Raw genomic sequence first — 13964 nt, 5'->3', positions numbered from 1 at the left:
AAAGAGTTACAGCGAGGCCATGGCCTCGAGACGGGCATGCACCCGGCGCCAGCGCCCCAGCGCTGCCAATGAATCGATGTCGGGACGTGCACGACCGTAGCGCAGACGCGAGCCCAGCCGTACGCTCCGGCCCTGGCAGGCATCCAGCACTTCGAGCGCGGCGGCGCGATCGTTGCAGACCAGCACCATGTCGCAGCCGGCATCCAGCGCGGCCAAGGCGCGTTCGCCCGGCGAACCGGCGTAACCGGCACCTGCCATGCCGAGGTCGTCAGAGAAGATGGTGCCCTTGAACCCCAGCGACTCGCGCAGCAGACCCAGCCAGCTCGCCGAGAAACCGGCCGGACGCGCATCGAAGGCGGAGTAGACGACATGTGCCGGCATGACGCCATCCAGCCGCGAGCTCAGCTCGGCGAAAGGAATCAAATCATGTTGGCGCAGCTGCTCCAGCGGACGGTCGTCGACGGGCAGCTCCAGGTGGGAATCGGCCGCCACGCTGCCGTGCCCAGGGAAGTGCTTGCCCACCGCCGCCATGCCGGCTTCGTGCAGGCCGCCGATGAAGGCCCCCGCCATGGCCGCCACGGCATGGGGATCGGAAGAGAAACTGCGATCGCCGATGACACTGGAAATGCCGGTATCGACATCGAGCACCGGGGCGAAGCTGAGGTCGAGTCCGCAGGCGGCCATTTCCATGCCCAGCAGCCAGCCGGCATCTAGGCACAGGCGCAGCGTAACCTCGGGATTCGCTTCGTAGTCACGACCGATCCTGCCCATGGCGGGCAGACGCGTCACGCCGTCACGCAGGCGCTGGACGCGCCCCCCTTCCTGATCGATGGCCAGCAGCAGCCCAGGGCGAACGCTGCGAATGGCATTGCACAGCTCGCGCACTTGTCGCGCATGCTCGACGTTGCGCGCGAACAGGATGACACCCCCGACCTCCTGGCGCATGAGCATTTCGCGCTCTTCGCTACGCAACTCGGTCCCTTCCAGGTCGAGCATCACCGGACCTAGGGTCTGGGTCATGAGCGGAGTCCTTTGGCCATGAAAGGGAGCTGATTCTAGACGAAAGCCGTGCCAGGCGACAGCCACCCCCTAGCACGATCCGGTGCGACTGAATCCGCGCTCTATTCGTGGAGCCAGACCGGCGTTCCGGGCGGCGCCAGCGCGAAGACCGCGAGCAGATCCGCATCGCGCATGCGAATGCAGCCATGCGAACGCGGCACCCCCATCGGCTGATCGGGCGGCGTACCATGCAGGTAAATGTAGCGTCTTTGGGAGTCGACGGCGCCCCCGCGGTTGAACCCCCGCTCGAGCCCGCACAGCCAGAGGATGCGCGTCAGTATCCAATCGCGTTCCGGATGGGCCTCGGCCAGCGATTGGCTGAACGTCTCACCGGTATGACGCCGACCGCGAAACACGCTACCGGGGGGCAAGCCATCGCCAATGGCGGCCCGCACGTAATGCCAGCCGAGCGGTGTACGGCCGCTGCCTTCACGTTGGCCGGTACCGGCAAGCCCGGTGGAAACGGACCACTCTTCCTGCCGCTGCTCGCCCTGCCAGTGCACGAGGCACTGGCGGCCGATGTCGACCTCGAGCCATACCCCTTCACTGGGAGGCAACGCATCGAGCCTCGGCGTTTGCATCTCAGCTCGCCTTGGCCGGCTGCACGGCGGGCGGCGGCGGCAGCGGCGCATTCATGGCGGCGACCACGACCGGCCGCAGACGGCGTATCAGGTCACGCACCGACACGTGCTCGTGATAGTCCTTCTCGGCGATGTCTCGTAGCGCATCGAGACCGGACAGCGTGAAGATCACCGTGCCCAGCACGAAGTGCAGACGCCAGAAGCGTTCGGCATCCGGCAGCTCGGGGGTGGCGCGACGCACCAGGTCGGTGAAGCGGGTGAAGACGCTGCCGTACTCCTCCTGGATGTGCCGCCGCAGATGCCCCTGGGCCTGGCTGTAGGCCAACCCCAGCAGCTTCATGAACACCTTGAGGCTGTGCTTCTCCGCCGGCACCTCGAGCACGGTGCGCGCCATGGTCTCGAGCAGCTCTTCCAACGGAATGACGCCACCGGCATGCTGCGCCTCGAGTTCATCGAGGGCATGATGGAAACGCACCGTGAAAGGGTCAAGGTAGCGTGAGAATACCGCCTGGATCAGCGCCTTCTTGGAGCCGAAGTGATAGTTCACTGCCGCTAGATTGACGCGCGCCTTGCTGGTAATGGTGCGCAGTGAGGTCTCGGCAAAACCGCGTTCGGCAAAAAGCACCTCGGCGGTATCGAGAATGCGCGTGACGGTATCGGTCTGGGCCATGATCAATTCCCGCTGGAAACGCCTGTTTTAAACATTACAAAAGTCTACGTCATTCGCTGCCTTCTCACAACGTATAGCGTTGCATCAGCGTTTTAAACGACACCGCGGAATACAGCTCGGCTGAACTTCACTTTTACTGGATAGACTTCCATGCTGTATACTTGCACAATAGAGCAAGACAGCCATCGGAGTTCGCCATGAGCCGCCCCCTCACCTCGCGCCAGCAGAACGTGTACGACTTCATCGTCAAGACCATGCACGAGCTCGGCTATCCTCCCACTCGGGCCGAGATCGCCCGGGCCCTGGGTTTCCGCTCGCCGAACGCCGCCGAGGAGCACCTGCGTGCGCTGGAGCGCAAGGGCGTGATCCGGGTGATACGCGGCACTTCGCGCGGCATACGCCTGCCGGCACAGGACAACGATACCAGCGCCCTGGAGCCCAACAGCGAGGGGTTGCCGGTGATCGGTGAGGTCGCCGCCGGTAGCCCGATCCTCGCCGCCGAGCATATCGATCGCTACTGCCCACTGCCGCCGGACTACTTCACGCCCCGCGCCGACTACCTGCTCAAGGTTCGCGGCCTGTCGATGAAGGATATCGGCATCCTCGAAGGCGACCTGCTGGCGGTGCATCGCACCGAGCGTGTGCGCGACGGCCAGATCGTGGTGGCGCGTCTCGAAGACGAGGTGACGGTCAAGCGCTTCCATCGCCAGGGCCATCGGGTCGTGCTGGAGGCGGAGAACGCGGAGTTCGCTCCCATCGAGGTCGACCTGCGCCATCAGGAGCTGGAGATCGAAGGAATCGGAGTGGGGGTCATACGTGGCGGCAACGGCCAAGCTTTGGGTTGATCGCTTCCTGAACTCGACCATACGGCGTTGGAGCTCTCCTCGGAATGCTCATTGACTACAGTCAACTCCGCTTCCTCGTCGAGCTCCGCCTAGTCTGGTCATCGCTCAGAAAGCGCTCCAACTGAGCGGAACGACACTGATGAGTCGCAAGATTCTGCATGCCGACTGCGACTGTTTCTATGCCGCAGTGGAAATGCGCGACAACCCGGCGCTGCGCGAGGTGCCGCTGGCCATCGGTGGCAGCGCCGAGGGCCGCGGGGTGATCGCTACCTGCAACTATCCGGCGCGGGCCTACGGCATCCGCTCCGCCATGCCGACCGCCAGGGCTCTGCGCCTGTGCCCCCACCTCACCCTGCTCAAGGGTGACTTCGACCGCTACCGCGAAGCCTCGCAGCAGTTGCTGGCCATCTTCCACGAGCTGACGCCGCTGGTGGAGCCGCTCTCGCTGGATGAAGCCTTTCTCGACGTCACCGACGTCACGCGCTTTTCGGGCAGCGCCACCTGGATGGCGCGCTGGTTGAAGGAAGAGTGCTTCAAACGCGTCGGGATCACCGTCTCGGTTGGCGCGGCCCCGGCGAAATTCCTGGCCAAGATCGCCAGCGACTGGGAGAAGCCGGACGGCCTCACCGTCATCGCCCCGGACCAGGTCGATGCGTTCCTGCGCCAGTTGCCCGTAACCAAGCTGCACGGCGTCGGCCCGGCCACGGCCAAGCGTCTCGAGACGCTCGAAATTGCCACCTGCGAAGATCTGCAGCAGGTTCCTCTGGAACGCCTGCTGCAGGAATTCGGCAAGTTCGGCCGCCGCCTGTTCGAACTGTCGCGGGGCATCGACGAGCGGCCGGTGCGCATCGAGCGCGAGCGCAAGTCGGTGAGCGTGGAGACCACCTTTGCCAGCGACCTGCCCGACCTGGCCCAGTGCTACGAACAGTTGAACCCGCTCTGCGAACGCCTGGAGGCGCGTCTGGCTCGCCACGGCCACCCGCCCGTGTCGGGGGCCTTCGTGAAGGTACGCTTCGACGACTTTTCGCTGACCACGCTGGACTCCCGAGGCGCTTCGCCCAGCGCCGAGACCTTCGCCTCGCTGATGGAGCAGGCCTGGGCCAGGCAAGGACGCCCGGTGCGCCTGCTCGGCGTGGGCGTGAGGCTGGTGTCGGACGATGCCAGACGCCAGCTCAGCCTGCCCTTCTGATTCCTCGCCGCCTGCCACTCAACTACCGCCTCCCGATCACTTGGTATCGATATAGCGGTGGCTGTCGAAGGTGGCGACCCAGTGGGGGTGGTAGACCATTAGAATGCTGAGCAGCATCCCGGTGATGAAGGCTTCGGGCGGCATCAGCAGTGGCAGGAACAGTGCATACTCCCTGGCCAGGTACACCGCCTCCGGATCGCCGGCCGCCAGCATGACCAGCCCCAGCCCAGCGCCCCCAGCTCCCAGCGCTGCCAGCGCCGCACCGAAGAAGCCGCATACGAATATGAGCACGAACAGGTTGTCGGGCAGATAGCGGTCCACGATGCGCCAGATCGACACCGTGATCATCATGGGAATCACCCCGTTGACCAGCACGTTGACGCCCAGCAAGGGCCAGCCGACCTTGCCCAGCAGCACCAGGGAGAGATTGGCGATCAGATTGGTCATGAGCGCCAATGGCGCCTTGAAGATCAGCGTCAGCAATGCCGTGAGCATCAAGTGCAGGCTCAGCCAGTCCACCGACTGCGCCCTGAGCTGCCACATCAGCACGACCGCCACGCTTGCCGCCAGCCAGCGGTGCTGCAGAGCCCGGTCGCTCAGCAGCACCTGCCAGGAGTGATGCACCACCGACAGCCCCAGCACCGACAACGATACCGCTGCGCAGGCAAGCAGTATCCATGTCGGTAGTATCAGCTCGGATATGGTCATGCCGAACTCCCTTCGGGTTCAGGCAAAGACGACCGTCTTGTTGCCGTGGATCAGCACCCGATCTTCCAGATGCCAGCGCAACCCGCGGGCCAATACCGCCTTCTCCACGTCGCGGCCGAAACGCACCAGGTCCTGCGGCGTATGGCAGTGACTCACCCGGTGTATGTCCTGTTCGATGATCGGCCCGGCGTCCAGTTCCTCGGTGACGTAGTGACAGGTGGCGCCGATCAGCTTCACGCCCCGGGAGTGAGCCTGATGATAGGGACGCGCACCGGCAAAGGAGGGCAGGAAGCTGTGATGGATGTTGATCACCCGACCGGCATAGCGCTGGCACAGTCGCGGCGGCAGGATCTGCATGTAGCGGGCCAGTACCACGACGTCGGCCTCCAGGGCCTCGACCTGGCGCTCTACTTCGGCAAAGGCTGCCTCCTTGTCGTCGGCCTGCACGGGAACATGGAAATACGGCAGGTCGTGCCACTCCACCAGGCCGCGCATGTCGTCGTGATTGGAGATGACACCGACGATCTCGCAATCGAGCTCCCCTGCCGTCCAGCGGTAAAGCAGATCCACCAGACAGTGGGACTCGCGGGAGACCATGATCACCACCTTGGGACGACGGCGGGTATCGCGCAGAGCCCACTCCATGTCGAATTCACGGGCCACGGGATCGAAGGCCTCGGTCAACTCGCTTGCGCTCATGCCGATGGAGTCGGCGAGAATTTCGTAGCGCATGAAGAAGCGTCCGGCCTCCAGATCGGAGTGCTGGCTCGCTTCGGTGATGGAGCCCTCATGGCCCGCAATGAACCCGGAAACGCGAGCCACGATGCCGCGACGATCGGGACAGGAGACGACGAGTCGATAGTAGTGAGACATGAAAAACCCGCTGCTGAACGGAATCAGGAAGCCGGCATTGTAGCGAAATCGACATACCCACGACACGCCCAACCGCAGCCGCCCGCGGGCATTGCATTGTGAAGGGTCGCGACGATCCCGTATAGTGAAGACTCAATTGCCTGGTCCCTGTCTTGCCGATGTCTTCTACTCGCGTCACCATTCGTCCCCGCCGTCGCTGCCCGCTTCACTTCCTGCCGCTGGGGGGCTGTGGTGAGATCGGCATGAACATGACGCTGTATGGGTACGAAGAGACATGGATCGCGGTCGATTGCGGCATGATGATCCGTCAGGATCTGCCCGACTCACCGCTGCAGGTTCCCAGCCTGGAAACACCCGAGGCCCTCGGCATTCGCCCCCAGGCGCTGCTCATCACCCACGGTCATGAAGACCACATCGGTGCAGCCGCCTGGCTGTGGCCCAAGTGGCAATGCCCGATCTATGCCACCCCGTTGGCGGCCGGCCTGCTGCGCGCCAAATTCCACGAGCGCGGTCTCGCCACCGATGCCATTCAGGTGATCGAGCCGGGCGAAGCCCTGGAAAGCGGCCCCTTCACCCTGCGCTATCTGCCGTTGACCCACTCGATACCGGAGAGCTGCGCGCTGCTGATCGTCGTCGGCGATTACCGGGTGCTGCACACCGGCGACTGGAAGCTCGACCCCGAACCGCTCATCGGCCCGCCAGTGAAAGGCGCGACCTTTCGCGCCCTGGCACCGCTCGACCTGCTGGTGGGAGACTCCACCAATGCTCCCATGCCGGGCCACTCGCGCAGCGAAGGCGAAGTCGCCAGGGCCCTGGAGCAGCGCCTTGCCCAGTGCACGGGCCGGGTCGTGGTGACCTGCTTTGCCAGTAACCTGGCCCGGGTGCTGGCCGTGGCCAGAGCCGCCGAGCGCTGCGGACGCCGGGTAAGCCTGATGGGTCGCGCCATGGAACGCATGGTAGCCGTGGCCCGGGGGCTGGGTTACCTGGAGGACATGCCGGCGCTTGTCCCGGTCAGCGACCTGGGTTATCTGCCAGCGGAAGAGGTGCTGGTGATCGCCACGGGCAGCCAGGGGGAACCGCGGGCAGCATTGAGCCGCCTCGCCCATGGCCGACACCACAGCTTCGAGCTGATGGCAGGCGACACCGTGCTGTTCTCGGCCAAGGCGATTCCCGGCAACGAGTATCAGATCGAGCGCCTCAAACAGGCACTCAAACGCCTCGACGTGACGATCTGGGACGAATTCAACCATCCAGAGCTGCACGCCTCGGGGCATCCTGCCCAAGAGGAGCTACGCACCTTCTACGGCTGGGTACGACCGCATCATCTGCTGCCGGTGCATGGCGAACCACGCCACCAGCAGGCCCATCAGGAGCTGGCGCACTCGATGGGCATCCAGTCGCCCCTCTTACCGGTCAATGGCGATCTGATCCGGCTGGATGCGGAAGGCCTGAACGTCGAATCTCGCCATCCGCAGCGCCCCTGCATCGTCAGCCAGAACGCCGTCGCTCCCCTGCCCGGCCTTGCAGCGGAACAGGGCTCATCGCGTCACGGCATTCTCTATCTGGCCCTTTCGGTGGCCTACACGGGCACGGGCTGGACCCGCATTGGCAGGCTGATGATGGACGCCCACCGCGTCAGCGCCATGGACGAAGACAGTTTCACCGAATGGCTGGATGAAAGGTTGGAAGAGATCGATGTGTCGACGCTGGCCGAACTACGCTCAGCCCTGCAGCCTCAAATCACCTACTGGCTCGGTCAACATCTGCGCCAGTTGCCCGACATTCATCTGCAGCTCTTTGCCGTGGAAACACCGGCCTTTCGCTGAATTCTTCTCATGGCGACACAAGTGAACCGCTCCTGACATGAACAGCAGAAGGGAGCAAGGCCCCCGCCTTGCTCCCTTCTGTGGCACTACTAGCAGACGACTCGTTCCCTGCCGGGTCACGAACCGCTGGCATTCTTGGGTGGCCGACCGCGCCGACGGCGAGGTTGCTCACCCACGAGATCTTCCACGGAGAGACCAGCATCGCTCATGGCCTCACGGATCTCAGCCAGTTTTCTTTCCTTGTCCGCTTCTTCCTGTTTGCGGAGCTTCTCTTCCTCATTTTTCTGTTCGATGACCTCGCCGATAACATCGGAGAGCTTGTGCAGCTGCTCCATGCTCAACTGGCGAGCTGCGGCCCGAGCCACGTTCTTGTTACGGGCGATGCGCTCCAGGGTTTCGCTGGACATTGGCCTCCTCCATGCAAGAAAACGACGAGTCAGCCACAAAGGCCCACTCGTCGAAAGTATATGCCGATTTGCCATTTTGGCAAGAAAAGGGCCCACCAACGATGCACGGAATAGCGTCAAAGAGTTCCGACTTATGTCGGCATCTTCCCTCTCTTATCCCCCCGTCATGTTCATGAAGCGAACGATCTGAACATCGCCATCGGTGGTGAAATGGTGGCGCTCGGGCTTCAGAGGAAGTGCCTTGACGATGGCATGCTTGAGGGCATCGAGATCCCCCGGGTGCTGGCGCAGTACGGCACGCAGATCGACCGAATGCTCATTGCCAAGGCAGAGCAGAAGCCGCCCTTCCGCCGTCACACGGACCCGATTGCAGCTGGAGCAGAAGTTGTGGCTATGAGGGGAAATGAAGCCGATACGGCTGTCGCTGTCGCTCATGCGGTAGTAGCGCGAGGGCCCCAGCGTCGATTCGGTAGTCGGAATCAGTTCGTGACGCCGCTCGATTGCCGCCTTCACCTCGTCGCTGGAGCAAAAGGTCTCGGCCCGCGAATGATCGGAGACATCGCCGAGGGGCATCTCCTCGATGAAGCTGAGATCGACTCGCTCGGAGCGGGCGAACTCGACAAGATCGAGCACTTCATCGTCGTTGCGACCCTTGAGGATCACGGCATTGAGCTTGATGCGCTCGAAGCCGGCTTCGCGTGCGGCACGCAAGCCCTCCAGCACACGAGACAAATCGCCGGTACGGGTCAGCTTACGAAAGCGCTCGGGATCCAGGGTATCCAGGCTGATGTTGAGCCTTCCCAGCCCAGCTTCACGCAAGCGATGTGCATGCTTGACCAGCCCTGCCCCATTGGTGGTCATGGCCAGATCGCGCAGTCCCGGCAGCGCACTCGTTGCCTCGATGAGCTGATCGATGCCGCGCCGCACCAGGGGTTCTCCACCGGTCAGCCGGATCTTCTCGACCCCCATCTCGACGAACGCTCGCGCCACCAGAGTCAACTCTTCCAGCGTCAATATCTGCGCCCGAGGAAGGAAGGTCATCTCCTCGCTCATGCAGTAGACGCAGCGGAAATCGCAGCGATCCGTCACGGAGATCCGCACGTAGCGGACACGCCTGCCGAAGTCGTCGATCAACTCGGAAGGCAATGGCTCAGGGGATTTTGTCATTCTCGCTCTCCCAGCGGCTGGCATCACGGTAATCCGACTCACGCTCGGCAACCCAGTAGTCACCCGTGATGCTGTGTTCCTTTTTCCAGAAAGGGGCTCGGGTCTTGAGATAGTCCATGATGAAGTCACAGGCTTCGAAAGCGGCGCGCCGATGCGCACTGGCCACCACCACCAGTACGATAGGGTCTCCCGGGGTCAGTCGTCCAACCCGGTGAATGACCCGCACCCCCTGCAGCGACCAGCGAGCCTCGGCTTGATTGACGATCTCACCCAGCGCCGCCTCGGTCATGCCCGGATAATGCTCGAGGGTCAGTGCCGTGACATCGGGCCGTTCGTTGAAGTCGCGCACCAATCCGGTGAAGCTCACCACGGCGCCGATGTCGGAACGGTCGGCAAGCAGCCGCTGCTGTTCAACGCCGGCATCGAAAGGCGCTTCCTGAACCCGAATCATCGCCTCAACCTCCCGTCACCGGCGGAAAGAACGCCACTTCATCGTCGTTGGTGATGGGAGTCGCATCCAACGCCATGACCTGATTGACGGCACACAGCACCCGACCCTCGCTGAGATGGGCAAAGCGAGGATCGCGCTTCACCAGGACACTTTTCAAGCCGCCGACATCGGTACTCGGCAGGCTGTCCAATAGCAGAGTGAGATCGCTGACGCCCAAGCGCTCGCGCAATTCGGCCAGAAACTTCACCCGCACACAGGGGGAATCGATGTCACAGCGGCTGCCCACCGAGACCTGCCCGGCCGCACCCTCACCCGTCACGATGGGGGCCGTTGCCGGCTCCACTTGGCGCCGATAATCTCCCGACTTGCCGCCCTGTTTGGCATCCAGGTGGATGGCGCCGATCTCCATGTCCTTATCGACTGCCTTGCACATGTCATAGAGCGTCAGACAGGCCACCGAGACGGCCGTCAGCGCCTCCATTTCCACACCGGTGCGCCCATTGAGGCGACACGTGGCGACGACCTCGACGCGGCTGTTCTGCTCATCCAGATGAAAGTCCACCGCCACCTTCGAGAGCGCCAAGGCATGGCACAGCGGGATCAGCTCGTGGGTGCGCTTGGCCGCCTGAATGCCGGCGATACGCGCCGTGGCCAACACATCCCCTTTGGGCAGCCCACCCTCGCTCAGTAGCGCCAGGGTCTCGGGCTTCATCTGGATATGGCCTGAAGCGGTCGCCTCGCGGCGGCTTTCCGGCTTGTCAGCGACATCGACCATATGGGCTTCGCCGCGCGTATTGAGATGGGTCAGACTCATGGGGTGCAGCCTCGGGATCGGTTGGGCAGTTGTCGGTTCAATGATGAAGCGCGTCAGCGGATGGCATCGCGAGGCGCGCACTCGGCCGGCCAGCGTGCCGGCCAGGCCGCCACCCAGGCGGCAATGGCGTTCAGGTCGTCGAGGTCGAGCCATTCGACCCCCGGCGGTAGCGCCACCCGGGGCTGGCTCGCCACGGCCTTGATCCACGGGTCTTCGGCCACTCGCAGCGTCTTGCCGACGGCCTCGCGGTAGAGTTCCAGCTTCGGCAAGGGCCAGGCCTTGAAGCCCTCTACCAGCACCAGGTCGGGCCGCTGGCTGCGCACGACGTCGATCAGTTGCGCAAGATCGGCCTCCTCACTCTCGGGCGTTTCCATCATCATGGCCCACCTGGCCCGTGACGCAACCAGCATCGGGGCCGCTCCCGCCTGCCGCAGGCGATGACTGTCCTTGCCCGGCTGGTCGACATCGAATTCATGATGCGCATGCTTGATCACGGCGGTACGCAGGCCACGCGCGGCAAGGCGCGGCAGCAACGCTTCCAGCAGCGTGGTCTTGCCGGTACCGCTCCAGGCGGCAATCCCCAGCAGCGGCAGTGCATCGTCGAAGCCAAGCGCGGCTGGCTGCGTTCGAGACATCAGGGTCAACTCTCCTCGTTCGGGCGCATCTCCAGGCGCCGCTTGTCATCTTCGCTGTTCAGGTTGATGAAGGCGTCCGGACAGTCACTGAAATCAATGGCGATCCAGGCATGGCGCTCGACCCAGCGACCGACCTTGCGCTCTCCTGCCTGCAGGGCGACATGCAGGTCGTCGGCCAGCGAGCGCTCGAGCAGCATGACCACGGGGTGCAGGCGTTCACCGTCATGGGCCACGGCGATGCGATGCTCGCCGATGCCGGCGACCATTCTCGCCACCAGATCGTCCGGCAGCGCCGGCGTGTCGCAGGGTACCACCAGCACCCAGGGCGTACCGGCAGCGAGCAGGCCGCTGTAGATACCCATCAGCGGCCCCTGGAAGCCCCCCAAGGCATCGGGCACCACCCGCCCGGCCAGCCGGCGATAGTCGTCGAGGTGCCGATTGGCACTGATCAGCACCTCGGCTACCCTGCCGGCGAATCGCGCCTGCACGTGACTTACCAGCGCGACGCCACGAAGCGGCTCGAGCCCCTTGTCTCGCCCGCCCATCCGTCGACCCTCACCGCCGGCCAGGATCAGGCCGGTCACGTCGGTAAGAGGGTTGGGTATCGCGTTTTCTGATCGATCGGTCATACCCCATCATGCCTCAGCCCGCGCGCCGCTTCCACGGCGCCGTACCGAACATGGGCATTGCCATGATCAAGGTCATCTTATCCAAGGCGCAGCTAACGGGTATCATGTGTCAAACAAATCGAACGTTCTGGACCTGACAATGGAAGGATTTGATGTAGGGACACGTCTGCGCGAATTGCGCAAGACACGCAAGCTGTCCCAGCGTGAACTGGCCAAGCGAGCCGGGGTTACCAACAGCACCATTTCGCTGATCGAGCAGAACAGCGTCAGCCCCTCGGTGAGCTCGCTGAAAAAGATTCTCGATGCCCTGCCGGTATCGATCAGCGCGTTCTTTGCCGGCGACGAGCCCTCACCGCCGCGCGCTTTCTATCCCGCCGAGGAGCTCACCGAGATCGGCGACGGCCATCTCTCATGGCGGCTGGTGGCGGCACGCCGCCCGGATCGCAGCATGTCGATCATTCATGAGCGCTACCCTCCTGGAGCGGATACCGGCGGGGACATGCTTGAGCACGATGGCGAGGAGGGCGGCGTGATCGTCGCCGGCGAGATCGAGCTCACCGTAGCCGGCGAAACTCGCCTGCTGCGCGCCGGCGACGCCTACTACTTCGATTCGCGCCTGCCCCACCGCTTCCGCAATGTGGGCGATGCGGAGTGCGTGATCGTCAGCGCCAACTCCCCGCCCACCTTTTCCGAAGGCGGCAAGGAGTTGCACCATACGTGAGGATCACTCCTCGTCGGCGGTGGGCAGCACCCAGTTCAACACGATGCCCACCAGCGCGGCGAGGCTCACGCCCTGCAGGGTGAACTGGCCACCACCGAACTGCATGCCGCCGATGCCGAACACCAGGATCAGCGATACCACCACCAGGTTGCGCGGCGCGGTAAGAGAGTGCCCGGCGCGCACCAGGGTGTTCATGCCGACCACGGCAATGGAGCCGAACAGCAGGGTCATGATACCGCCCATCACCGGGCCGGGGATGGTCTGCAGCAGTGCGCCCAGCTTGGCCACGAAAGCCAGCGCGATGGCGATGCAGGCGGCTACCACCATGATCCTGGGGTTGAAGGCACGGGTCAGGGTCACCGCACCGGTCACTTCGGAATAGGTGGTGTTGGGCGGACCGCCGAACAGCGCCGCAGTGGTGGTCGCCAGACCGTCACCCAGCAGGGTACGGTGCAGGCCGGGCTTTTCCAGGTAGTTCTTGCGCGTGACCGAGCCGATGGCAATCATGTCGCCGATATGCTCGACCGCAGGCGCGATGGCCACGGGGATCATGAACAGGATTGCCGCCCAGTGGAAGCTTGGCGCCGTGAAAGCAGGCATGGCCAGCCAGGCCGCGTCCTGCACCGGCGTGAAGTCGACGACGCCCATCAGCAGGGCCAGGACGTAGCCGGTGACGATGCCGCCCATGATCGGCACCAGCCGCAGCAGGCCGCGACCGAAGACGGCCAGTACCAGAGTCACCAGCAGACTCACCATGGAGAGAAAGATCGCCGGCCCATAGCCGATGTTGTCGCTGGTCTCGCCGGTGGCCATGCTCACCGCCACCGGCGCCAGGGCCAGACCGATCACCATGATCACCGGCCCCACCACCACGGGTGGCAGCAGGCGATGCAGCCAGGCCGTGCCCTTCAGGCGTACCGCCTGTGAGATCGCCACGTAGACCAGCCCCGCCGCCATCAGTCCGCCCATGGTGGCCGGCACGCCGAAATTGACCACCGAGCCCTGGATCGGGGCGATGAAGGCGAACGACGAAGCCAGGAAGACCGGCACGGTCACCTTGGTCACGCCGTGGAACACCAGGGTACCCACCCCGGCGGTGAACAGCGCCACGCTGGGGTCGAGTCCGGTCAAGAGCGGCACCAGCACCAGCGCGCCGAAGGCGACGAAGAGCATCTGCGCCCCGGTCAGCAGGACCCTGGGCAGGGATTCGGCAGGCGCCTGCGCAGCCGCCACATGTTCGTTCATGGGGTGTTTTCCTTCTTTTGTCGTGTCGTTGGGTCGAAGGCGTCCTGCCCAGAAAAACGCCCCTGGATCGCGATCTCAGGGGCGTGTACTCCATTTCTTCGACCTAGGGAAGCGCTGAACAAATCGACGAGCGAGATGAAGCGC

16 protein-coding genes are annotated in these 13964 nt (G+C 64.0%); 4 read left to right on the top strand and 12 right to left on the bottom strand.

All coding sequences use genetic code 11. From position 1 onward, the window contains the following. Window positions 1-6 precede the first annotated feature (6 nt). The 3 genes from nagZ to B8115_RS13440 form a co-directional block, all read right to left on the bottom strand. A complete protein-coding gene (gene nagZ / locus B8115_RS13450; RefSeq protein WP_010628332.1) occupies window positions 7-1020 on the bottom strand; it encodes a beta-N-acetylhexosaminidase in 1014 nt (337 codons plus the stop codon). 101 nt (window positions 1021-1121) lie between these two features. Further along, window positions 1122-1640: a L,D-transpeptidase gene (locus tag B8115_RS13445; protein WP_010628331.1), complete on the bottom strand. Its 519-nt coding sequence runs from the start codon at window positions 1638-1640 to the stop codon at window positions 1122-1124. Between the two features lies 1 nt (window position 1641). Further along, entirely contained in the window at window positions 1642-2310 is a 669-nt protein-coding gene (locus B8115_RS13440) for a TetR/AcrR family transcriptional regulator (protein WP_010628330.1), read from the bottom strand. A gap of 197 nt (window positions 2311-2507) precedes the next feature. On the opposite strand from B8115_RS13440, the gene lexA reads away from it, so the two are divergent. Together lexA and dinB are read left to right on the top strand one after the other, a co-directional pair. Next, window positions 2508-3155: a transcriptional repressor LexA gene (gene lexA, locus B8115_RS13435; protein ID WP_010628329.1), complete on the top strand. Its 648-nt coding sequence runs from the start codon at window positions 2508-2510 to the stop codon at window positions 3153-3155. A gap of 139 nt (window positions 3156-3294) precedes the next feature. Next, entirely contained in the window at window positions 3295-4344 is a 1050-nt protein-coding gene (gene dinB / locus B8115_RS13430) for a DNA polymerase IV (protein WP_010628328.1), read from the top strand. A gap of 36 nt (window positions 4345-4380) precedes the next feature. Here dinB and B8115_RS13425 read toward each other — a convergent pair whose 3' ends face one another. Together B8115_RS13425 and purU are read right to left on the bottom strand one after the other, a co-directional pair. After that, entirely contained in the window at window positions 4381-5052 is a 672-nt protein-coding gene (locus tag B8115_RS13425; protein ID WP_010628327.1) for an energy-coupling factor ABC transporter permease, read from the bottom strand. An 18-nt stretch (window positions 5053-5070) separates the two neighbouring features. Beyond that, a complete protein-coding gene (purU, locus tag B8115_RS13420; RefSeq protein ID WP_026038114.1) occupies window positions 5071-5925 on the bottom strand; it encodes a formyltetrahydrofolate deformylase in 855 nt (284 codons plus the stop codon). 242 nt (window positions 5926-6167) lie between these two features. On the opposite strand from purU, the gene B8115_RS13415 reads away from it, so the two are divergent. Further along, window positions 6168-7751, top strand: a complete 1584-nt coding sequence (locus B8115_RS13415; protein ID WP_010628325.1) for a ribonuclease J — start codon at window positions 6168-6170, stop codon at window positions 7749-7751. Window positions 7752-7867: 116 nt separating this feature from the next. Here the strand turns inward: B8115_RS13415 and B8115_RS13410 are convergent, their stop codons facing one another. From B8115_RS13410 to mobA, 6 genes are all read right to left on the bottom strand, one after another. Beyond that, window positions 7868-8158 (bottom strand): H-NS family nucleoid-associated regulatory protein, encoded by a 291-nt coding sequence (locus B8115_RS13410; RefSeq protein ID WP_010628324.1) that lies wholly within the window; start codon window positions 8156-8158, stop codon window positions 7868-7870. 153 nt (window positions 8159-8311) lie between these two features. After that, on the bottom strand, window positions 8312-9325 hold the full coding sequence (moaA, locus tag B8115_RS13405) for a GTP 3',8-cyclase MoaA (RefSeq protein ID WP_035591109.1): 1014 nt from the start codon (window positions 9323-9325) through the stop codon (window positions 8312-8314). Further along, window positions 9309-9776, bottom strand: coding sequence for a molybdopterin synthase catalytic subunit MoaE (gene moaE / locus B8115_RS13400; RefSeq protein WP_010628322.1), 468 nt, complete (start codon window positions 9774-9776; stop codon window positions 9309-9311). The genes moaA and moaE overlap by 17 nt, the downstream gene beginning before the upstream one ends. Before the next feature lie 4 nt (window positions 9777-9780). Beyond that, window positions 9781-10590, bottom strand: a complete 810-nt coding sequence (gene moaC, locus B8115_RS13395; protein WP_010628321.1) for a cyclic pyranopterin monophosphate synthase MoaC — start codon at window positions 10588-10590, stop codon at window positions 9781-9783. Window positions 10591-10643: 53 nt separating this feature from the next. Next, entirely contained in the window at window positions 10644-11225 is a 582-nt protein-coding gene (mobB, locus tag B8115_RS13390) for a molybdopterin-guanine dinucleotide biosynthesis protein B (protein WP_010628320.1), read from the bottom strand. A gap of 5 nt (window positions 11226-11230) precedes the next feature. Continuing rightward, complete coding sequence (gene mobA, locus B8115_RS13385) at window positions 11231-11854, bottom strand: molybdenum cofactor guanylyltransferase MobA (RefSeq protein ID WP_010628319.1); 624 nt, start codon at window positions 11852-11854, stop codon at window positions 11231-11233. 139 nt (window positions 11855-11993) lie between these two features. Here mobA and B8115_RS13380 point away from each other — a divergent pair, with 139 nt between their 5' ends. After that, entirely contained in the window at window positions 11994-12575 is a 582-nt protein-coding gene (locus tag B8115_RS13380) for a cupin domain-containing protein (RefSeq protein WP_010628318.1), read from the top strand. A 3-nt stretch (window positions 12576-12578) separates the two neighbouring features. On the opposite strand, the gene B8115_RS13375 is transcribed toward B8115_RS13380, so the two are convergent. Beyond that, window positions 12579-13820 (bottom strand): uracil-xanthine permease family protein, encoded by a 1242-nt coding sequence (locus B8115_RS13375; RefSeq protein WP_010628317.1) that lies wholly within the window; start codon window positions 13818-13820, stop codon window positions 12579-12581. Between the last annotated feature and the right edge of the window lie 144 nt (window positions 13821-13964).

This window comes from Halomonas sp. KM-1 (assembly GCF_000246875.1).
Taxonomy (GTDB): domain Bacteria; phylum Pseudomonadota; class Gammaproteobacteria; order Pseudomonadales; family Halomonadaceae; genus Halomonas; species Halomonas aerodenitrificans.
The sequence above is the reverse complement of the archived record's forward strand: the minus strand, read 5'-3'. Positions and strand labels throughout refer to the sequence as shown.